Source organism: Desulfovibrio sp., from assembly GCF_035644575.1.
Lineage (GTDB): Bacteria > Desulfobacterota > Desulfovibrionia > Desulfovibrionales > Desulfovibrionaceae > Desulfovibrio.
The window spans coordinates 1-19632 of record NZ_DASQOG010000095.1 but is presented as its reverse complement, the minus strand read 5'-3'; the positions used below and the strand labels follow the sequence as shown (position 1 = coordinate 19632).

Below are 19632 nucleotides of genomic sequence, written 5' to 3'. Positions count from 1 at the left end.
CCTGTGAATTCCCTCTTTGTTTATTGCATCTGGAGGAAACAATGTCAGAAAAAAAACTGTTCATGAACCGACGCACCTTCATCAAGGCCTCGGTGGTCACGGCAGGCGCCCTGACCTTTACCTTCGGCCTGGGTGGGTTTGGTTCCTCCCTGTGGGCCGCCAACAACAAACCCATGCTGGATTTTGACATCATTGTCATCGGCTCTGGCGGCGCTGGCCTGCGCGCGGCGGTTTCCGCCATGGAGGCCAACCCCAAGGCCCGGATCTGCGTGGTGGCCAAGACCATGCCCACCCGCTGCGCCACAGCAATGGCCGAGGGCGGCATCAATGGCGTTATCGATTTCAGCAAAGGCGACTCTTACGACCTGCACGCCTTTGATACTGTCAAAGGCGGCGACTACCTTGTGGATCAGGACGCCGTGCTGGATTTCTGCGAAGAAGCAGGCCGCACCATCCACGCCCTTGATTACCTTGGCATGCCTTTTTCGCGCGATGATGCCGGCGCGCCCAAGGCGCGCTATGCGGGCGGCGCGTCTAAGGTCCGGTGTATTTATTCGGCCGACAAGACAGGCCACATTGTCATCCAGACCCTGTTTGCCGAGGCGCTTACGCGTGGGGTCAAATTTCTCATGGATTACCAGCTGCTCGACATTGGTAAAAGCAATGGCGCGCTGGAAGGCGTTGTGCTGCGCAATATCCGCACAGGCGAAATCATGCCCGTGCGGGCCAAGGCAGTCATTATGGCCAGCGGCGGCTACAGCCGGGTGTACTGGAACCGCTCGTCCACTCCCTATGTGGCGACAGGCGATGGACCTGCGGCAGCCCTGCGCGCCGGGGTTCCCATGAAAGACCCCGAGATGACGCAGTTTCACCCAACAGGGGTTGTCCATGGCGGCGTGCTCATTACAGAAGCCGCGCGCGGCGAAGGCGGCTATCTGATCAACCGCCTGGGCGAACGCTTCATGTCCCGCTACGCCAAGGACCGCATGGAGCTGGCCCCCCGCGACATCGTATCGCGCTCCATCGAATCGGAAATTCTCGCTGGCCGGGCCTTTGGCGAGGGCATGGAGTCCTATGTCTATCTTGACCTGCGCCACCTGGGCGAAGCCAAGATCGACAAGGATCTGCCGCTGATCCGCCACATCGGCAAACTGTTTGAAGGTATCGACCTCGTCAAGGAACCCATGATCATCAGGCCCACGGCCCACTACTGCATGGGCGGCATTGACGTGCTGAACTACCGCCAGATGAACACCTCCCTGCCGGGGCTGTACGCCGCCGGAGAAGCGTCCAATGTTTCCATCCACGGCGCCAACCGCCTTGGCGGCAATTCGCTGGCTGAGGCCTCCGCCACCGGCAACTGGGCCGGGCAGGGGGCCGCCGCCTACGCCAAGGGGAGCACGCCTGCCGCCGAAGGCAAAAATCTGCTCGAACTGTGCGACAAGTGGACAGACCACTACGCCAAGGTTACGGCCCGCACCGCCAAAACGGACATCTTTGCCATCCGCGAGCGCCTTGGCGAGGTCATGTGGGACAACATGGGCATCTTCCGCACTGAAGACAAGATGCGGCAGGCTACCGAAGAGCTGGATTCCCTGTCCAGAGCCTACGAAGACGCCAGCGTACCCTGCACCAATCCAGGCTACAACACGCTCTACACACAGTATGTTGAGCTGGGCAATCTGCTCACCTGCGCCAAGGCGGCGACATTTGCCGCAAGGGCGCGGCAGGAATCACGCGGAGCGCACTGCCGCACAGATTTTCCCAAGCGCGATGACGAGCGCTTTCTCAAGCACTCGCTCGTTACCCTGGCAGATGGCGGCATGAAGCTCGACTGGCGCGACGTGAGCATCACCAAATTCAAGCCTCAGGAGCGTAAGTACTGATGAACGACGCAGTATTCATAGTTATTGAGCGTTTTGACGGAAAAAAACGGTTCCCGCAGGAGTACACGCTGACCCGCGCGGACGTGCACAATAAAACCGTGCTCAGCACCCTGATTTTTATCAAGGAGCATCTGGACCCCACCCTCAACTTTACCGCCGCGTGCCGCATGGCCATTTGCGGCGCTTGCGGCGTCAGGCTCAACGGGCAGCCCATCATCGCCTGCGACACCAGCATGGAAGATCAGCTGGCGCTGTATGCCACCAACAGGGTTACCATCGCGCCGCTTGCCAATTTCAAGGTTATTTCAGACCTGGTGGTGGATTGGGAGCCCGCGCTTGAAAATCTGCGCAAGGTTCACCCCTCGCTGATGGCCCGCAAAGAATTTTCCAAGGAAAAAGGCTGCAAGCAAAGCGTTGGCGACATGGAAAAAATCGCGGACATGTGGGACTGCGTTCTTTGCGGATGCTGCGCATCGTCCTGCAACAAACTTTCCGTCAACCGGGCAGACTATCTTGAGCCCTTTGTCTTCAACATCGCCGCCCGCATGGCGGTGGATTCGCGCAGCAAAGACCCCATGGTTCACGCCAAGCCAGCTTTTGACATCGGCCTGTGGAAATGCGTGCATTGTCAGGAATGCGCCAACGTATGCCCCAAGCATATCAAACCGGTGGAAGGCATAAGCATGATGCGCAATATCACCGTGAACCGGGGACTCAACCAGGGCAAAGGGCCGGAGCATGCCGAAGCCTTCCTGACAGACATGCGCGACACGGGCCGCCTTAACGAAATGAAAATGGCCCTGCGTACAGAAGGCGTAACCGCCATGACCAGAGTTGGCCTTGCCGTCAACCTGCTGCGGCGCGGCAAGGTTCACCCCACAGATCTTTTGGGCAACGACCCCATCAAGGGGCAGGCCGATTTTGTCCGCATTCTTGATCTGGCAAAAGCTGATGCCAAGGGTAAGGAGTAAAACATGCTGAAGCGTTATGCTTTTTTTCCCGGCTGTGTGCTGAATGCCGCCGCCAGCGAAGCGCGCACGGCCCTTGAGGCCAGTGCGAAACTGCTGGACGTGGAACTGGTGGAAATACCGGGCTGGAGCTGTTGCGGCGCATCACATGTGCAGGACATAGCCCCCAATGAGGCTCTGGCCGCCAATGCCCGCAATCTGGCACTGGGCGAACAGATCGGCGCTCCGGTTATTACCGCGTGCAGCACCTGCGCCCTCATGCTGCGCACTGCCAAGGGCGAGCTTGATCATGGCAAAAAAGATCAGGCAAACCGCTGGCTTTCGCCCGCCAAGCTTGAATACAAAGGCACTGCGGAAGTAACCACCCTGCTGTGGGAACTCGCCAAAGACCTGCCCGCCCTCAAGGCAAAGGTCAAAAAGCCCCTCGCAGGACTGAACGTGGCCTGCTTTTATGGCTGTCACAGCATACGGCCCGAGCCCATCATGAACTTTGAAAGCTCGCGCGTGCCGCACAGCCTGGAAGACATCGTCGTTGCTCTGGGCGCCACGCCGGTGCCCTATGCCCGCCGCCTTGACTGCTGCGGTTTCCATGCGGTCTACCCGGCGGAGCACGACGCCATGGTGATGGTCTCGTCACTGGTCACAGATGCCGCCAAAGCCAAGGCCCATTGCGTTGTGTCGCCCTGCCCCCTGTGCCAGATGCAGCTGGACATGTATCAGGGCAATGCCGCTGACGAGACGGGCAGCAAGGCCTCGGTGCCTGCCCTGCACCTGCCTCAATTACTGGCCATCGCACTGGGAGCCGCGCCTGATTCTCTGGGCCTGGACAGGCTCATTGTGGCCCCGGATGAGCTGAAAAAGGTTCTTTCGCTGTAGCAGACAGCGTCATTAATCATAATCCGTACCAAGGGGAACCAAGATGAACAAGATTCTCAGGTCTGCATGTCTGGCTGTATGCGGCACGGCCTTGTTGGCTCTTGCAAGCCTTGCCAGCGCTGCTGAAATCAGCGTTGTCAGCTCCGGCGGCTTTGCAGCCGCCTACAAGGCGCTTTGCCCGGAGTTTGAAAAGACCACGGGTGATACCCTCAAATCCGCGTGGGGACCGTCCATGGGCGATACCCACAACGCCATCCCCCAGCGACTGGAACGCGGCGAGTCCATTGACGTGGTCATCATGGTGGGCAATTCGCTCGACAAGCTGGTCAAGGAAGGCAAGGTCGATCCGTCAAGCACGGTACTGCTGGCGCGCTCCAAGGTTGCCCTGGCCGTGAAGGCCGGAGCGCCCACCCCTGATATCTCGACCGTGGAGGCTCTGAAGCAGGCCATGCTCCATGCCAAAAGCATTGCCTATTCCGACAGCGCCAGCGGCAAATACATCTCCAACGTTTTGATTCCCAAGCTGGGCCTTACGGATGCCCTCAAGGATAAGGCCCGCATGATCCCTGCGGAGCCTGTGGGCAAGATGGTGGCCCGTGGCGAAGCCGAGATCGGTTTTCAGCAACTCAGTGAACTCAAGCCCATTGAAGGTATCCATATCGTGGGCCTGATCCCCGAGGCCGTGCAGGAAGTAACGCTGTTCTCCGCAGGCATGGTCAAGGGAGCCAAAAACCCGGAAGGCGCAAAGGCCCTGCTGCAGTACCTTGCTTCGCCGCAATCCGCAAAAGTCATTGACGATACAGGCCTGGAAGCGGCCAACCGCTAACTTTTGATCCCTGATGCCAAAAGCCCCTGTCCGGCATACGGACAGGGGCTTTTGGCCTGTAAAGGGCATCTGGATTGAGCCTGAGCCTGCAAATCATCCGGCAAACTTTTGCGCGCCGTTCAGGCCCAGGCCTGCTCCTGCAAATGCCGCAGACACTTGCCAGCTGTGGCAAAATCCTTGCGCAGATCGGCATAGTCCGGCACCGTGCGCGCGCCGCCCCGGTCATAGAGCACAAGCCCGCCCGCAAAGGTATCCACATCGTCAGGGTCGTGGCTGATAATCACGGCGGGGATGGTCAGATCATCCATCAGTTCGAGCAGTTCTTCGCGCAGGCGCTCGCGCAGCAGGGGATCAAGCGCAGAAAAAGGCTCATCAAGCAGCAGGAGCAAGGGGTCCGCATTAAGGGCGCGGGCCAGTGCCGCGCGCTGCCGCTGCCCGCCGGATATCTGCGAGGGCAGGTGGGCAGCCAGATGGCCGATGCCCAAACGTTCCAGCATGGCCTGCGCCTTGTCGCGTTCCTCGCCGCGCACCTTCCAGGGCCAGCAGCCCGTGCGCGGATAGGCCACGTTCTGCAACAGGCTCAGGTGCGGAAACAGGGCGTAATCCTGAAACATGTAGCCGATGCGCCGCTTCTGCACAGAAACAAACACGCCCTGCGCGGCATCGTACAACGTACAGTCGCCAATGCGGATGTGGCCTGCGTCGGGCTTTGTCAGCCCCGCCAGACACTGCATGGTCAGCGACTTGCCGGAACCGGAAGGGCCAAAAAGCACGGCGCACTTGTGCTCGTCACCGATATCGTAGCGCACATCCAGGTTGAAGGGCGTAACCCCGTTCCTGAAACTTTTTACCAGCCGCAACGAAATCATCTGCGCCGCCTCTTGAGTTTCACAAGCAGTTCCGCCGCCATCAGCAGGGCCACGCACACGGCGGAGGTAATGAACACAAGCCATGAGGCCTGGAGGTCATTACCCGCCTGAAAGGCATCGTAGATGGCGAGGGCCAGGGTCTGGGTCTTGCCGGGGATATTGCCCGCAATCATCAGGGTTGCGCCAAATTCGCCCATGCCGCGCGCAAAGGCCAGCATGATGCCCGCAAAAATACCCTTCCAGGCCAAAGGCAGAGACACGCTGACAAACACCCGCCATTCCGAAGCCCCAAGCGTGCGGGCCGCGTCTTCCAGATGTTTGTCCACCTGCTCCAGCGCTGCGCGGGCTGACTTGTAGATGAGCGGAAACACCACAACCGTGGCTGCAACCACAGCCCCCTGCCAGGAAAAAATCAGATTGATGCCCAGTTCCGCCAATCCATGCCCAAAAACGCCGCGCCGCCCCACCAGCAAAATAAGATAGTAGCCCAGCACTGTGGGGGGCAGCACCAGCGGCAACGAGCACAGGGCGTCCAGCAGGGCGGGCATGGGGCCTTTTTTGCGGGCCAGCCGCCAGGCCGCCAGCGTTGCCACAACAAAGGAAACAGCCGTAGCCGCTCCTGCCACGCGCAACGAAAGCTCCAGCGGGCTCCAGATAAACGCCAGGTCAAAATCCATTTCCAACTCTGCCCCCTGCCACTGAACGGATCCGTTGATGCGTAAAAAATACTGAAGGCGGTTGCCGCTTCTGCCAAAACGGCAACCGCCAGTAAGCACAATCCATCATTGCAGGCCCGCGCGCAAGGGCACGGGCACGCCTTCATGCACTACGGCTTGGAGAAACCGTACTTGGCAAGCACAGCCTGACCTTCAGGGGAAAGCACAAAGTTCAGAAACTCCTGGCCCATCTTGGCATCCTTGCCAGTGTTGGCAACAGCGATGGGATAGCTCACGGGATCGTGGCCTTCCACAATCATGACAACTTCAACCTTGTCTGCCAGCTGTTTGGCATCGGTGCGGTAAACAAAACCGGCATCAACCTCGCCACGGGCCACATAGTCCAGCACCTGACGCACGCTGTTTCCCAGGATAAGCTGGGGCTGCACGGCTTCCCACAATTTTGCGGTGTTCAGCGCATCCTTGGTGTAACGCCCGGCGGGCACAGAATCGGGATTGCCGATGGCAACGCGCTTGAAGGCCTTGATGTCTTCAAGCTTGGCGGGCTTTTTGGAGCCAGCGGGCACGATAAGCACCAGATCGTTGAGCGCAAAATTCTTGCGCGTAGCGGGGTCAACAACCTTGGCGGCCACAGCCTTGTCCATGGTGCCCTGGTCGGCAGAGGCAAAGACGTCTACGGGCGCGCCTTCCTGAATCTGTTTGAGCAGCGGATTGGAGGCGGCATAGTTGGTATGCACCTGCAAGCCTGTGTGCTTCTTTTCAAACACGCCTTTGATTTCGTTAAAGGCATTGGTAAGGCTGGCAGCGGCAGAAACTGTCATTTCAGCAGCCTGAACGGGAAGGCTGAGCAAGGCCACGCAACCCAGCGCCAAAGCTATGCGGCAAAAGGCCCCACGAGCGTATGCAGTCTTTTTCATGAAATTCCTCCGTGCGCCAGAAGCGCGGTTTGTATGCCAACAGTACAGAACCCTTGAAGGCGAGCAATACAGTCACGTTTTTTGACGAAAGCGTGAACACTGTACAACAAAAGGGTTTTACTTGTATAAGGCAGGAAAACTGACGGGAATCAGCATGGAAAAAAACAAAAACCGTGAGGAAATGGCCGCGCTTTTGCGCTCCCTCTCTTCCGCAGACAGGGCATGGCTGCGCCAGCGCCTTATGCGGCGGGATTCTGCCGCTCTGCTGCAGGATACAGGGCGCATCAGCCCGCGCGAGCTTCTGGCCGTGGAAACATGGCTGTGGGAACGGGCCAGCGCCGCCCGCGGCCCGCGCGAAAAACGCCCTCGCCTGCGCATGTGGCTGATTTTCATGCTGCTGCGCTACGCGGCCCTGCGGCTTGTGGAAATTTTTGAGATCATGCCCGCGCATCTTGATTTTCAGGACGGCGTTATCCATGTGCCGGGCAGCAACGATGCCCCCGGGCGCGAGGTTCCCCTGCCGCTTACCATCAGCCGCCGCCTCAGGCGCGTGCTGGAGGACCCGGCGCTGTTTCCTGAAACACGCGAGCTCATGCGCTGCGATGCCAGTTATGTGCGCCGCTGCCTGCAACAGTGCGGCGCAGCCTGCGGCCTGCCCAAGGGCCTTTTGAGCGCCCGCGCCCTGCGCCATACCCGCGCCCTCGAGCTGGGCAGGCAGGGCCTGCCCCTGCCTGTGGTGGATATTTTTCTTGGCCGGCGATCCGCGCCCGGTCAGAGCGGCATTGTCCGCTGCGACCCGCAGGAGGCCAAACGCCTGCTGCGCGAACAACTGCAAAGGGAGCGACCCATGAAAACCAGTGCGCGCAACGTCTTTCAGGGGCGCATAACCTCATTGCGCCAGAGCGGGCTGCTGGTCGAAGTGGTGCTGCGCACCGCAGGCGGCCTGCGTGTGGCCTCGCTCATTACGGACGAAAGCGCCAAGACCCTGGCCCTCAATGAAGGCAAGCTCGTCAATGCCAGCATCAAGGCCCCCTGGGTGCTGGTGCAGGGCGGAGAACTCTCGCCCAAAAGCTCCCCTCCGGCGGAGAACTGCTTTACCGGCGTGGTGGAAAGGGTGCGGGAAGATGAAATGGTGGCCGAAATTCTGGTGGCGCTTGGCGAAGGCAGTCAGGTCTGCGCCCTGCGCAACCGTGGGCCGGAAAATCCCATCAATCTTGTGGCCGGGCAGACTGTAACGGTATTTTTTAAAGCTTTTTCCGTCATTCTCACCGTAGATTAGCCAGCGAACACGCAAATAAAGCCGCGCCGATCAGTCGTAATGACCATCGGCGCGGCTTTGTTGTTTTTTATTTCAGCGACAGCTTACAGGCAGGACTACTTCCACAGGGCGCGGTTTTCTTCCATAAAACGCTCAAAGGCCTCAATGGCGCGCGCCATATCCTGACGCCCCACGCCATTGTAAGTTGTCAGTCGCAGGTGATCCTTGCCCATGCCCTTTGCCAGCAGCCCCAGAGGCGCAAGCTTCTGCTCGAACCATTCTGAAGACCTGCCGGAAGCGCTTATATCCAGCATCACAATATTGCTCTGCACGGGCGTGAGCACAAACTCGCCATAGGCCGCCAGGGCCGCGCCGAGGTGGCGGGCGTTTTCGTGGTCTTCCGCAAGGCGATCAATGCCCGTGCGCAGGGCCACCAGCCCGGCAGCGGCCATAATGCCCGCCTGCCGCATGCCGCCGCCAAGCAGCTTGCGCGTCTGCCGCGCCTGGGCAATAAACTCGCGCGTTCCGCACAGCACGGAACCGAACGGAGCGCCCAGCCCCTTGGAAAGGCAGAACATCACGCTGTCCGCGCAGGCGGCCAGATGTGCGGCGTCCACCCCGAGGGCCACGGCGGCGTTGAACAGCCTCGCGCCGTCCATGTGCACGGGAATCCCTGCCTTGCGGGCCGTAGCGGCCAGCGCCTGCTGCCGCGCCAGCGACACGCAGATGCCGCCGCCGAAGTTGTGGCTGTTTTCCACACAGGCCAGCTTGACACCCGGCGTCGCGCAGGCGGATGCAAAGGACGCGGCTTCGGGCATGCCCTGCACATCCCGCGAATAAAACACAGGCTGAATGCCCAGGAACTTTTCCATGAAGGGCGATTTTTCGGTGCGGAACACATGCAGGTCCGGCTCCAGAGCCGCAGCATCGCCACGGTCGCACCAGGTTGCCAGCGCGACCATATTGGCCATGGTTCCCGACGGGCAGAAAAGCGCGGCTTCCTTGCCCAGCAGTTCGGCGGCATAATCTTCCAGCCGATTGACTGTGGGGTCGCCGCCGCGCCCTTCCGCGTCAACACGGCCATCATCGCCCACTTCGGCCTCGCGCATGGCGGCGCGCATGTCCTCGGTGGGAACGGTCAGGGTATCACTGCGCAGATCGACTACAGGCATGAATGTCACCTTTTAGACTTCGGCGGTTTCTTCCGTCGGTTCATAGGCAATGCCCGCCCAGCGCATGACAAGCTTCACCGCGACGGTGTTGCTGACCACGTTGACGGCGGTACGGCCCATGTCCAGAAAAGCGTCCACGCCCGCGATGATGGCCAGAGCCTCCACAGGAATGCCAATGGTTGTCAGCACCATGGCAATGGCCACAAGGCCGCCTGAGGGCACGTTGGCGCTGCCCTTGCTGGCAAGCGTGGTCACCACGATGATGGAAAGCAGGGTGCTGGGATCCAGCGGGATGTTATAGGCATCAGCCAGAAAACCCACGGCCAGCGCAAAATACATGATGGAGCCGTCGCGGTTGAAGGCATATCCCAAGGGCAGCACCACAGAGGCCACGGCCTTGGGAACGCCCATTTCCACCAGTTTTTCCATGTGCAGGGGCAGGGTCGCCTCTGACGAACGCGTGGCAAAAGCCAGAATAACAGGTTCGCTCACGGCCTTGGCGGTCTTGAGGGGGTGTTCGCCGATGCAGAGCATTAAAATGGCGAACAGCACCAGCAGCACGCCAAGCCCCAGATACATGACCAGAACCAGCTTGAGCAGGGCCAGAATGGTGTGCATGCCCTGCGTGGAAAACAGCCAGGCAATGATGGCAAAAATGGCGATGGGCGACAGGGCGATGATCCAGCCCGTGAGCTTGAAAACAGCGCCCATCAGAGCGTCCAGCACGTCAACGAGGGGCTTTGCCCTGCTGCCGGTGGAGGCCAACGCAAGGCCCAGCAGCACAGCGAACACCAGCACGGGCAGGAGGTTGGTGCCCGACATGGCCGCGAACACGTTGGAGGGGATCATGTCGAGAAAAAACTTTGTCCAGTTGACCGTGGTATTGATGTTCTTGGGCAGTTCAGCCGTGTGCGACAGGTTGACGCCCACACCGGGGTGGAAAATGCCGTTGAGGACCAGGCCAATGATGATCGCCACCACCGTGGCAATAAAGAAATAGAGCAGGCTGATGGCGGATACCTTGCCCAACTGCTTGGCGCTGTTGCCCATCTGGTAGATGCCGAGGGTGATGGCCGTGAACACCAGCGGCACCACGATCATCTTGATGGCCTGCACAAAGGCTGTACCCACCGGGGCCAGGGCCTGGGAAAAGTGCGGCGCAAGAAAGCCGAACACAATGCCCAGGACAAGGCCGAGCACCATCTGAATTGGCAGCGGAATGGGCCGCTTTTTGCTGGTTTTTGTCATTTCCATCGCCTCTCTTCCCCCTCTGTTCCTTGCACGTAAAACGTCTTGTGATGCTCAGCGGCCAGGTTTAGCCGAGAACTGCAAGCAGTGAACGCAGTTTCGTTTCCATGGCCTTTTGCAGATGATCCCAGACAAGCTGGTGAGCCAGTGTTTGATTGCGATCCAGAATGGCGTTGCCAATGGCGATATGTTCCTTGATCACCACGCGTGTCCGTTCTGCATCGTAATTTTTGACGCGCTGCATGGCCAATGAGTTCTGTACGCGCACGTCTGCATAGAGTTTTGCCAGCCGCGTGTTGCCCGCGGCCTGAAATATGGCTTTGTGGAAATCCCAACCGATGCGCTGGGCCTCAAAGGTATCAAGCTCCGGCCCGTCGGGCAGGGCCTGAAGCTCGGCAAGACAGGCGCGCAGCTCCGGGCTGCCGCCTTTTTCCGCAGCCAGCTTGGCGGCCATGCCTTCGAGCGCCAGACGCACCTCGTGGATTTCTTTCAGGTCTTCCACAGACAGGCGCTGCACAAAGGTGCCCCGCAGAGGAACGCTCATGAGAACGCCCTCCCTGCACAGATCCTTGATGGCCTCGCGCACTGGCGTGCGCCCAAGTTGCAGGCTTTCAGCCAGAGTACGTTCCGACAGTTCTTCGCCGGGGCTGAGCTGCCCCTGCGCGATCATGGAACGGATGGCCTCATACGCTGTGGAAGATGCCTTGGTGTTTGTCTGCTTCATGCCTGGTATACCAGCATAAAGCCAAATAAATGTCCATATGCCGCAGGACAACTTCAGCATGGTAACCTTATAATATTACAGAGGGGTGGAGTTTTTTGACCGAGAATAAACGAGTTGATTTGCGGCAACACCAAGTGAAACCAACAGGAATTCTTATGAAACCAGCTGAGCAAAGCCGTTAATGACGCAACCAGCCCCCCAGAGCCAACGATTGTGTCCGGCAAAGATTTTTGGGCGCTGGCAAGGAAGTAGTTATTTTTGCGAGAGGAGTGTACTCTCACGGTACTCGGCCTGAGCAAAAATCATCCCTGACGCAGAAGACACATCAACCCAGCAGACATGGTGTCCGGCGAGGATTTTTGGGCGCTGGCAAGGAAGTGTGGCTTTTTGTGAGGGGAGTGTACTCGCTTTAGCCGTTGCGACAAAGGAAGCTACGGATAAAGACAGCAACGCTATGGTACTCGACCCGATCAAAAATCCACACTGACGCCGCCAGCGCTCAAAAAGACCGCCGGACACACCTCGGGGGAGTCGCAGAACTTGCCTTGCCATATATCCCTCGCCCCCAGCGCCCGCCGCAAATCTCCCAGCAGGCCGCGCTTGTCCGTGCCCCAGGCGGGAGCCAGCAGTTCTCCGGGGGCGGGGTCGCTCTGGAGGCGGTGCATGACGATGTGCGAAGGGATGCGCGGCAGGGCGGCGCAGAGGAGGTCGACGTATTCATCGCGCCAGAGGGGGTGATACTGGCCTGCGGTGTACTGGCGGGCAAGTTCCGTCCCCTTGGGCACGTAGACGTTGTGCAGTTTGAGACCGCTTATCGGCAGGGAGAGCGCCCAGTCGAGGCTTTGCAGAAAATGGCCTTCGTCTTCACCGGGCAGACCGGCCATGAGGTGAGCGCATACGGCAATATCGCGCGCGGCGGCCGTGCGCAGGGCATTTTCAGCGCTGGCTGCGGTATGGCCCCGGTTAATGCGGGCCAGGGTTTGGTCATGGGCCGTCTGCAGGCCCAGTTCCAGCCAGAGGTCGCAATCAAGGCCCGCGAGCATGTCGAGCTTTTCGTCATCAAGGCAGTCGGGGCGGGTTCCTACGGCAATTCCAAAACAGCCGGGCAGTTGGCGAACCGTTTGGAGCAGTTGTTGCAAGCGTTCTGATGGCCCATACGTGTTAGAGAAGGATTGCAGGTATGCAATAAAGCGCGTATTGGGGTCGTCCCGCAGGTATATGGAACGCCAGAAATTCCACTGTTGCAGTAGGGAATTGCCCTGTTTTGCGCGGCCCGAGCCGGACCCATTGGCATTGCAAAACGTGCAGCCGGAAAACGAAAGCGTACCGTCGCGGTTGGGGCAGGAGGCCCCGGCGTCAAGTGGAATTTTTTGCACCCGGCTGCCGTAGCGTCGATTATAATAAGCGGCCAGAGTATGCCAGCGCTGCATGTTTGCGTCCCTTGAAGGCTTATTTCCGCGCCTTCCGGCGGGACAAATATTTTAACCCTGCGTCCACCGTCTTGACTTCATGCCAGTTTTAGCAGAACAGTTTTCAGCCTGACGTTACCAATTCCAACAGCGCCCCCACTCCAGGCCTCTTCGCCTCGCCGGGTGCGGGAGTTGTTTCAACATGACGGTAAGGTAGCACACCAGCACAGCGAGGCAAGTTAGAGTAATGTCCAAAATTCTGGATTTCGCACTAGGATTGTTTTCCAATGACCTGGCCATTGACCTTGGCACAGCCAACACCTGCGTTTATGTCAAGGGGCAGGGAATTGTGTTGCGCGAGCCCTCGGTGGTCGCGGTCAAGAAAGACCCGCGCGGCAACAATGTAGTTCTTGCCGTTGGGCACGATGCCAAGCGCATGCTGGGCAGAACCCCTGGCAACATCTGGGCTATCCGCCCCATGAAAGACGGCGTTATCGCCGACTTTGAAGTTACCGAGGCCATGCTGCGCCATTTTATCGCCAAGGTTCACAATTCGCGGCGTCTTGTACGCCCGCGCATCATGATCTGCGTACCTACGGGCATCACCCAGGTGGAAAAGCGCGCCGTGAAAGAGTCGGCCCAGTCCGCTGGCGCACGAGAAGTGTACCTCATCGAGGAACCCATGGCAGCGGCCATCGGCGCGGATCTGCCCATTCAGGAACCCACCTCCAACATGGTGGTGGATATCGGCGGCGGCACCACTGAAGTGGCGGTCATCTCCCTTTCGGGCATTGTGTACTCGCGCTCAGTGCGCGTGGGCGGCGACAAGATGGACGAAGCCATCATGACCCACGTCAAGCGCAAGTATAATATGCTCATCGGCGAATCTTCCGCTGAAGAAATCAAGATCAAGATCGCATCCGCCTACCCCCTCGATCCGGAACAACAGATCGAAGTCAAGGGCCGCGACCTTGTGACGGGTATTCCGCAAAATATTATCATCACCTCTGAAGAAGTGCGCAAAGCCATTTCTGAACAGGTGGACAGCATCGTTCAGGCTGTGCGCATCGCCCTGGAACAGACCCCGCCTGAACTGGCGGCGGATATTGTGGACAGGGGCATTGTGCTCACGGGCGGCGGCGCGCTGCTCAAGGGCCTTGACCAGCTGCTGCGCGAAGAAACCTCATTGCCCATTACGGTTGTGGACGATCCCTTGTCCACCGTTGTGGTGGGTACCGGCAAAGCGCTGGACAACCTGCACATTCTCAAAGAAGTGTGCATCGACTAGAACCGACCTTGTCCTCGCGCCCCTGTGCGGCTGACGCAATGCCGGAACACAAGCTTCCGGTTCTGCGTCTCCGGCACAGGGGCGCGGTTTATTCCGCACCGGCTTTCAGGAGCTTCCGCCTGTGACACTGCGGCGTCTTCTCCTCCTCGCGGGCATTTTGCTCATCCTGTTTCTGGGCATGTATTCCTGGAATCAGCGCACGCGCGTTCTGGACGACCTGGCCGCGAAACTGGGGCTTGAAATCACCGGCGCGGTGCTCACGCCTGTTCGTTCCGCGCAGGACGCTGCGGAAAACATGTGGGATCGCTATTTTGACCTTGTGGGCGTGCGCGAAGAAAACGAAGCCCTCAAGCAAAAGGTGGACGAGCTTGAAGCGCGCCTGCTTGCCAATGGTGAAGACCTGGCCGAGCTCAAGCGCCTGCGCGCCCTGGTGCAACTGCCAGTAGACCAGACATGGCGCCCCCTTGGCGCCCGCGTTCTTTCCGGCCGCATGGGCCCCAACGCCGTTCTTGACAGCATCACCATCAGCCGGGGCTACAGCACGGGCGGACGCCCGGGCACGCCGCTGGTCACGCACCTTGGGCTGGTTGGCCGCGTTCTCAAGGCCAGCGCCCACAGTTCCATTGTGCTGCTGCTCACCGATCCCAGCAGCCGCATAGCCGTTTTTTCGCAGGAAAGCCGGGCTCCCGGCATCCTCATGGGCATGGGCACAGGCCAGAAGCTTGAAGTCAACTTTGTGCAGCGCGACGCCAAGGTCAAGCCCGGCGAAATAATCATCACCTCCGGCCTCGACGGCAAGTACCCCAAGGGCATCCCTGTGGCGCGCGTACTGCGCGTGGCTCCTTCGGACTACACCCAGTTCATGGCCATCAAGGCTGAACCGCTGGTTGACCTGCAACACCTTGAAGAAGTGCTGCTGCTCGAAGCCACCGGCGCGCCCCGCCCGCTGGAACCCAGCGAAGCTCCCAAAGAATTCGTGGGCCCGCCCGCGCCCAAAAGCGCCACGCCATGAGAACGCTCCGCAGCATTGCATGGTGGGCCTTTTTCATGGCCTGCGCCATTGTTTTGCAGGCGGCGGTACCGGGGCTTGATGTGCTCACGGTAGGGCTGATCATCCTGTTGCAGGAACGGGATTATAAAAATATGCTCTGGCTGCTGCCCGTGTTCATCCTGTTGCAGGAAGGCATGGGTACGCGCCCCTTCGGGGCCGTCATTGTCTGGTATGCCGCTGTCATTTTGCTGTTCAAAATGGGCCGCTGGCTGTTTGAAGTGGAAAATTTCATTTTTGTCTTTTTGCTGTCAGCCTGCCTGGGCGCCGCATACTACGCCATTGCGTGGCTCATGGCCCCTTTGCAGAACCTGCCTTTCGATGTGCAGGGAACCCTGGACACAAGCCTGATTCAGGCCATCTTTGTGCCCTTCGCCTGGCGGCTGTTGGTGGCCACCCGCCACTGGAACCCCAATGATCAGGAAAACTGACAATACCTCGCTGCTGGCGCACAAAGACAAGGCGCAGCATAAGGGCATCCGCTCCTGGCTCAAGATTCAGGTCGAGAGCGAGGGCTATCAGCCGCCGCGAGCTGGCGCAATCCTGCTTCAGGTTCTGGTTGGTATGATGTTTTTTGTGCTTGTGGTGCGCTTCTGGTATTTGCAGGTGCACAGAGGCGAAGAATTTGCGCGTCAGGCGCAGGACAACCGCCTGCGTATCGAGCGCATCTTTGCGCCGCGCGGGCGCATCATGGACGACAAGGGAAAGGTGCTGGCCGACAACCGCACCGCATACGGCCTTTCCATCGTGCGCGAAGACTGCCACGACATCCCCGCCACCCTGGCCCAGATAAGCGAATGGTCGGGCATCCCCCTCCAGCAGGTCTGGGACAAGTTCCGTCAGGACCGCTTCAAGGTTAAACCCTTTGAACCTCTGCTGCTCATCACAGATATCGACTTTGACCTTGTGGCCCGCATTGAATCCGAGATCCACGAATGGCCGGGGCTTGAAATTGTGGTGCGCACCAAGCGCAGCTACCCCGAGAAGGAGCTTTTCGCCCATATTCTTGGCTACGTGGCAGAAGCCAACGAGCAGGAAATGACCGCAGACAGCGCCCTGGCCATGGGCGATCTGGTGGGCAAGCAGGGGCTGGAACTGGAGCTGGAAAAGCAGTTGCGGGGCCGCAAGGGTTTATACGATGTCGAAGTTGACGCTCACGCCCGCGTGCTTGGCAAAACCCTGCGCGATGAACCGCGCGGCGGGCACGAAATACATCTTTCGCTTGATGCGGGCCTGCAAAAGGCTGCCTGGGACGCCCTTGGCGGCGAGGCTGGCTGCATCGTGGTCATGGAGCCGGACAGCGGCAAACTGCGCGCGCTGGTGACATCCCCGGCCTACGACAACAATCTTTTTGCCGCGGGCATTTCGCAACGCGATTGGGACGCACTGCGCACCAATAACCGCTTTCCCTTGCAGAACCGCGTTATCCAGAGCGTGTACCCTCCAGGCTCCGTATGGAAGCTGGTTATGGCCACCATGCTGCTTGAAAAGGGCGTTAACCCTCGTGAAAGCGTGTTCTGCCCCGGTCAGGTCAAGCTGGGCAACCAGATTTTCCGCTGCTGGAAGCGCGGCGGGCACGGCTCGGAAGACCTCGTGCACGCTCTCATCGACTCCTGCGATGTCTATTTCTACCTCATGGGCGACCGTCTGGGCATTGACAAGCTGGAAGAATTCGCCAAGGCTTGTGGATTCGGGCGGCCTACAGGCATTGACCTGCCACACGAAAAATCGGGCCTTGTGCCTTCGCGCGACTGGAAACGGCGGCGTTTTGGCCGCCCGTGGACGCGCGGTGAAACTTACAACGTGTCCATCGGTCAGGGCTACACCCTGGTGACGCCGGTGCAGGTGGCCGTATTTGTTTCGGCCCTGCTCAACGGCGGCGATCTGCTCAAGCCCCAGCTTGTGGATGACGCCACCCGCGAAGTGCGCGGGCGTGTGCCCGCCAAGCCTGAAACGCTCAAGTTTGTGGTGGAGGCCATGCGCCGCACTGCCAACGGCGGCACGGCCAAGGTTGTGGGCCGCAAGGATGCCGACATGGGCGGCAAAACAGGCACGGCGCAGGTGGTCAAGCTCAAGATGGCTGCGGGCGACCGCCGCCTGAAAATGTCAGAAATGGAATATGCCCAGCGCGACCACGCGTGGATCGCCACCTGGGGTGTTAAAGACGGCAAAACCTATGTGGTCATTGTCATGGTAGAACACGGCGGCGGCGGTTCAAGCGTGGCTGGCCCTGTGGCCCGCAAGGTTTACGACTATCTTTTCGGGCCTGACCCCAACGCGCCCATGGTTGTATTGCCCGCCCCCACCGCAGCCGTAGAGCCCACGGATTAGGCAACATGCGCAAAGAGCTGGCACCGCGCGCGGGCGCAAACAATGCTTGCCCCACTGGCAACAACGCAGCCAACAATCGCTGCGAGGCCCACCACGGCCAACGAGTGTTGCGGTGCATGGCGGCGGCACATGGGCAAGCCTTTTCACACCACCCTGCAACCACGCATTCCTGACAAGCGGACAAGCGGCATGGATAATCGCCTTTTCAGCTATATCAACTGGGGCCTTCTGGCCTGTATGCTGCTGCTCTATCTTGTGGGCGTGGGCAACCTGTATTCCGCCAGCGGTACGCGCGTGGAATCTGGCCTGGCATTCAATTCCTTTTATCAGCGCCAGCTGATCTGGGGCCTGTGCGGCGTGGTGTGCATGCTGCTGGCAATGGTTTTTGACTACCGCCAGTTGCGCAACCTTGCCTGGCCCTTCTTTCTCATAACCGTTTTTCTTCTGCTGCTGGTGCCCATTGCGGGCAAAACAGTCTACGGTGCCAAGCGCTGGATTTCACTGGGCTTCATGAGCTTGCAGCCTTCAGAAATGGCCAAGCTTTCCGTACTGATTCTGGTGGCGCGCCTGCTGGCGCGCGACAGCCGCCCCCTGGGCTGGAAAAATTTTTCCAGCGTGCTTTGCGTGGGCCTTGTTCCTTGCGGGCTTATCATCGTTCAGCCCGACCTGGGCACTACCCTGCTGATATTGCTGATCATGGGCGGCATGATCCTGTTCCACGGGCTTAAGGGCTACGTGCTCAAAACGTGCCTTCTGGTTGCACCAGCCGCGGTGGCCTTCATGTGGTTTGTGGGCATGCACGATTACCAGCGCCAGCGCATCCTGACGTTTCTGGACCCCGGCAACGACCCGCGCGGCACCGGGTATCACATCATCCAGTCGCGCATTGCCATTGGCTCGGGCGAATTGTGGGGCAAGGGCTTTCGCGAAGGCACGCAGAGCCAGTTGCGCTTTCTGCCAGAACGCCACTCCGACTTTGCCGTGGCTGTTTTTGGCGAGGAATGGGGCTTTGTGGGTTGCGTGGCTCTGGTCACGCTGTTCTGCCTTTTTTTGCTTTCCATCTTCTCAACCGCGGTGCAGGCCAAGGATCGCTTTGGCAGTACCCTCGTGGTTGGGGTGTTTTTTTACTTTTTCTGGCAAATTTTTATCAACATGGGCATGGTCATAGGCCTCATGCCGGTGGTGGGCATTCCCTTGCCCTTCATCAGCTACGGCGGCAGCGCCACAGTGGTCAACTTCACACTGCTTGGTATTGTACTCAACGTGTCCATGCGACGTTTCATGTTTAAAAGCTAACTGCAAAGCCAAAGGGGATAAACGTGGCAAAGGACGAAATAGCGTACCTCGGCTCCGATACCGTCTATGAAGGCAAGCTCAACTTCAAGGGCACTGTGCGCATTGAAGGCCGCTATACTGGCGAAATTGTCAGTGACGGTACGCTCAACGTGGGCAAGGATGCCCAGGTGCAAGGCACCCTTGATGTTGGCGAACTGCTGCTTTCCGGCCACTTCACCGGCGATGTGACGGCCAAACGCCGCATCGTGGTTTACAGCTCCGGGGTGCTTGAAGGCCAGGTTGTCACCCCAAATCTGCTCACAGAAGAAGGCGGCATCATTGAAGGCCAGATCAGCATGAAGGCCCCGGTCAAGCCCAAAGCATAAGGGCCCAAGGCTTAAGCGCCAAAGGCAAGAGCGCCTAGAGGCGTGCCGGCGACGTTTTCACAATGTTCGCCCTTCCCTGTGCTGATTGATCCATGAAACTCTGCGGCGGCTCTGTTGCGGTGCCGGATTCAGCGCATGCAGCATAGCTTCTGCCAATGCAATGATCCAGGCCAGCAGCCCGCTGAAATCGTTTTACATTGGTGCTCTCTTGCCTGTTTGCGACGCATTCGCCGGGGCATGCCAGACTACATTTGCCTGATGCAGAAAAATAGCGCATAGTTGGAACTGGAAAACGTGTTACAAACCAGATCAACAATTCATGCGCGGCAGGTTTTAATGCCTGTCGAAACGCTTTCCTCAGGAGGCACCTATGGCACACGATTATTTCCGTGCGCTCAGGGATGTGGCGCTGGTTATCAACTCCAGCCTTGAGCCCCGCGAAGTTCTGCACAAAATCACCGAGCAAACCGCCGT

At 59.2% G+C, this 19632-nt stretch carries 18 protein-coding genes; 11 read left to right on the top strand and 7 right to left on the bottom strand.

What is annotated here, in order from left to right:
* The first annotated feature begins 41 nt into the window (after window positions 1-41).
* The 4 genes from VEZ52_RS05215 to VEZ52_RS05200 are packed head-to-tail and all read left to right on the top strand — an operon-like array spanning window position 42 to window position 4556.
* Window positions 42-1886: an FAD-binding protein gene (locus VEZ52_RS05215; protein WP_324835843.1), complete on the top strand. Its 1845-nt coding sequence runs from the start codon at window positions 42-44 to the stop codon at window positions 1884-1886.
* A complete protein-coding gene (locus tag VEZ52_RS05210; RefSeq protein ID WP_324835842.1) occupies window positions 1886-2857 on the top strand; it encodes a succinate dehydrogenase/fumarate reductase iron-sulfur subunit in 972 nt (323 codons plus the stop codon). The genes VEZ52_RS05215 and VEZ52_RS05210 overlap by 1 nt, the downstream gene beginning before the upstream one ends.
* A gap of 3 nt (window positions 2858-2860) precedes the next feature.
* The gene (locus tag VEZ52_RS05205; RefSeq protein ID WP_324835841.1) at window positions 2861-3730 is read left to right on the top strand and encodes a CoB--CoM heterodisulfide reductase iron-sulfur subunit B family protein; all 870 of its coding nucleotides are present in this window, start codon (window positions 2861-2863) and stop codon (window positions 3728-3730) included.
* A gap of 43 nt (window positions 3731-3773) precedes the next feature.
* On the top strand, window positions 3774-4556 hold the full coding sequence (locus VEZ52_RS05200) for a substrate-binding domain-containing protein (RefSeq protein ID WP_324835840.1): 783 nt from the start codon (window positions 3774-3776) through the stop codon (window positions 4554-4556).
* A 119-nt stretch (window positions 4557-4675) separates the two neighbouring features.
* Here VEZ52_RS05200 and VEZ52_RS05195 read toward each other — a convergent pair whose 3' ends face one another.
* The 3 genes from VEZ52_RS05195 to modA form a co-directional block, all read right to left on the bottom strand.
* On the bottom strand, window positions 4676-5425 hold the full coding sequence (locus VEZ52_RS05195; protein ID WP_324835839.1) for an ATP-binding cassette domain-containing protein: 750 nt from the start codon (window positions 5423-5425) through the stop codon (window positions 4676-4678).
* Window positions 5422-6102 carry a molybdate ABC transporter permease subunit gene (gene modB / locus VEZ52_RS05190; protein WP_298998414.1) on the bottom strand — a complete coding sequence of 227 codons (681 nt, stop codon included), beginning with the start codon at window positions 6100-6102 and terminating at the stop codon, window positions 5422-5424. The genes VEZ52_RS05195 and modB overlap by 4 nt, the downstream gene beginning before the upstream one ends.
* Window positions 6103-6251: 149 nt before the next feature.
* Complete coding sequence (modA, locus tag VEZ52_RS05185; RefSeq protein WP_324835837.1) at window positions 6252-7019, bottom strand: molybdate ABC transporter substrate-binding protein; 768 nt, start codon at window positions 7017-7019, stop codon at window positions 6252-6254.
* Between the two features lie 154 nt (window positions 7020-7173).
* Between modA and VEZ52_RS05180 the strand changes: the two genes are divergently transcribed.
* Entirely contained in the window at window positions 7174-8298 is a 1125-nt protein-coding gene (locus VEZ52_RS05180) for a TOBE domain-containing protein (protein ID WP_291443451.1), read from the top strand.
* 95 nt (window positions 8299-8393) lie between these two features.
* On the opposite strand, the gene VEZ52_RS05175 is transcribed toward VEZ52_RS05180, so the two are convergent.
* The 4 genes from VEZ52_RS05175 to VEZ52_RS05160 form a co-directional block, all read right to left on the bottom strand.
* Window positions 8394-9449, bottom strand: a complete 1056-nt coding sequence (locus VEZ52_RS05175; protein WP_324835836.1) for a GntG family PLP-dependent aldolase — start codon at window positions 9447-9449, stop codon at window positions 8394-8396.
* Between the two features lie 12 nt (window positions 9450-9461).
* Window positions 9462-10697, bottom strand: a complete 1236-nt coding sequence (locus tag VEZ52_RS05170; RefSeq protein ID WP_324835835.1) for a dicarboxylate/amino acid:cation symporter — start codon at window positions 10695-10697, stop codon at window positions 9462-9464.
* A gap of 67 nt (window positions 10698-10764) precedes the next feature.
* Window positions 10765-11421, bottom strand: a complete 657-nt coding sequence (locus tag VEZ52_RS05165) for a GntR family transcriptional regulator (protein ID WP_324835834.1) — start codon at window positions 11419-11421, stop codon at window positions 10765-10767.
* Between the two features lie 470 nt (window positions 11422-11891).
* Entirely contained in the window at window positions 11892-12851 is a 960-nt protein-coding gene (locus VEZ52_RS05160) for a TIGR01212 family radical SAM protein (protein WP_298998402.1), read from the bottom strand.
* A 226-nt stretch (window positions 12852-13077) separates the two neighbouring features.
* On the opposite strand from VEZ52_RS05160, the gene VEZ52_RS05155 reads away from it, so the two are divergent.
* The 6 genes from VEZ52_RS05155 (at window position 13078) to VEZ52_RS05130 (ending at window position 19158) form a co-directional block, all read left to right on the top strand.
* Complete coding sequence (locus VEZ52_RS05155) at window positions 13078-14118, top strand: rod shape-determining protein (protein ID WP_022659878.1); 1041 nt, start codon at window positions 13078-13080, stop codon at window positions 14116-14118.
* Between the two features lie 121 nt (window positions 14119-14239).
* Window positions 14240-15130: a rod shape-determining protein MreC gene (mreC, locus tag VEZ52_RS05150; protein ID WP_298998399.1), complete on the top strand. Its 891-nt coding sequence runs from the start codon at window positions 14240-14242 to the stop codon at window positions 15128-15130.
* Window positions 15127-15597, top strand: coding sequence for a hypothetical protein (locus VEZ52_RS05145; RefSeq protein ID WP_022659880.1), 471 nt, complete (start codon window positions 15127-15129; stop codon window positions 15595-15597). Before mreC ends, VEZ52_RS05145 begins: the two co-directional genes overlap by 4 nt.
* Window positions 15581-17497, top strand: coding sequence for a penicillin-binding protein 2 (mrdA, locus tag VEZ52_RS05140; protein ID WP_324835833.1), 1917 nt, complete (start codon window positions 15581-15583; stop codon window positions 17495-17497). Before VEZ52_RS05145 ends, mrdA begins: the two co-directional genes overlap by 17 nt.
* A gap of 189 nt (window positions 17498-17686) precedes the next feature.
* On the top strand, window positions 17687-18793 hold the full coding sequence (gene rodA, locus VEZ52_RS05135; RefSeq protein WP_324835868.1) for a rod shape-determining protein RodA: 1107 nt from the start codon (window positions 17687-17689) through the stop codon (window positions 18791-18793).
* Between the two features lie 23 nt (window positions 18794-18816).
* Window positions 18817-19158, top strand: coding sequence for a bactofilin family protein (locus VEZ52_RS05130; RefSeq protein ID WP_192113538.1), 342 nt, complete (start codon window positions 18817-18819; stop codon window positions 19156-19158).
* The last annotated feature ends 474 nt before the right edge of the window (window positions 19159-19632 follow it).

Coding starts and splice junctions, on each gene's coding strand:
- VEZ52_RS05215 (WP_324835843.1), top strand. CDS start 42: ATGTCAGAAAAAAAACTGTTCATGAACCGACGCACCTTCATCAAGGCC.
- VEZ52_RS05210 (WP_324835842.1), top strand. CDS start 1,886: ATGAACGACGCAGTATTCATAGTTATTGAGCGTTTTGACGGAAAAAAA.
- VEZ52_RS05205 (WP_324835841.1), top strand. CDS start 2,861: ATGCTGAAGCGTTATGCTTTTTTTCCCGGCTGTGTGCTGAATGCCGCC.
- VEZ52_RS05200 (WP_324835840.1), top strand. CDS start 3,774: ATGAACAAGATTCTCAGGTCTGCATGTCTGGCTGTATGCGGCACGGCC.
- VEZ52_RS05195 (WP_324835839.1), bottom strand. CDS start 5,425: ATGATTTCGTTGCGGCTGGTAAAAAGTTTCAGGAACGGGGTTACGCCC.
- modB (WP_298998414.1), bottom strand. CDS start 6,102: ATGGATTTTGACCTGGCGTTTATCTGGAGCCCGCTGGAGCTTTCGTTG.
- modA (WP_324835837.1), bottom strand. CDS start 7,019: ATGAAAAAGACTGCATACGCTCGTGGGGCCTTTTGCCGCATAGCTTTG.
- VEZ52_RS05180 (WP_291443451.1), top strand. CDS start 7,174: ATGGAAAAAAACAAAAACCGTGAGGAAATGGCCGCGCTTTTGCGCTCC.
- VEZ52_RS05175 (WP_324835836.1), bottom strand. CDS start 9,449: ATGCCTGTAGTCGATCTGCGCAGTGATACCCTGACCGTTCCCACCGAG.
- VEZ52_RS05170 (WP_324835835.1), bottom strand. CDS start 10,697: ATGACAAAAACCAGCAAAAAGCGGCCCATTCCGCTGCCAATTCAGATG.
- VEZ52_RS05165 (WP_324835834.1), bottom strand. CDS start 11,421: ATGAAGCAGACAAACACCAAGGCATCTTCCACAGCGTATGAGGCCATC.
- VEZ52_RS05160 (WP_298998402.1), bottom strand. CDS start 12,851: ATGCAGCGCTGGCATACTCTGGCCGCTTATTATAATCGACGCTACGGC.
- VEZ52_RS05155 (WP_022659878.1), top strand. CDS start 13,078: ATGTCCAAAATTCTGGATTTCGCACTAGGATTGTTTTCCAATGACCTG.
- VEZ52_RS05145 (WP_022659880.1), top strand. CDS start 15,127: ATGAGAACGCTCCGCAGCATTGCATGGTGGGCCTTTTTCATGGCCTGC.
- mrdA (WP_324835833.1), top strand. CDS start 15,581: ATGATCAGGAAAACTGACAATACCTCGCTGCTGGCGCACAAAGACAAG.
- rodA (WP_324835868.1), top strand. CDS start 17,687: ATGGATAATCGCCTTTTCAGCTATATCAACTGGGGCCTTCTGGCCTGT.